At 38.0% G+C, this 382-nt stretch carries 1 protein-coding gene; it reads right to left on the reverse strand.

What is annotated here, in order from left to right; genetic code table 11:
* The coding region (locus R2R70_RS19175; protein ID WP_410978776.1) for a hypothetical protein at nt 1–382 on the reverse strand (382 nt) is incomplete at both ends.

Consider the following 382-nt stretch of genomic DNA (forward strand, 5'->3'; position numbering starts at 1 on the left):
ATCCCATTACTGCAAGTCGTGTTTTCTTAGTTTCGTCTGCTAACTCTTGCATCATCTTTATGGCTTGTTTACCACTAGCTGAAGCTGAAGTAAGCTTATCGAATCCGACACGTGTTTTAGTTACGGACTTCGCCATTTCTTCTACAGATTGTGTTGTCTCCCTACCAATCAACCTAATGTTTTTTCTAGTTTCATCAAGGGAAGTAGCAAACGGTTTTAAGTGTTCAGGAAGGTTTTTCAGATTCTTAGCTGATACGTTGTTATAACTGTTTGTTAGATTTTCTAGTGACTTGAAGTTACTGCCAATACTCCCTGTGATTCTTCTAGTATTGCTTTCAATATCATTCATAGCCTGTGTAAACTGTTTTATATCAGCACCGAC

This window comes from Cobetia sp. SIMBA_158 (assembly GCF_046566945.1).
Classification (GTDB): Bacteria; Pseudomonadota; Gammaproteobacteria; order Pseudomonadales; family Halomonadaceae; genus Cobetia; species Cobetia amphilecti.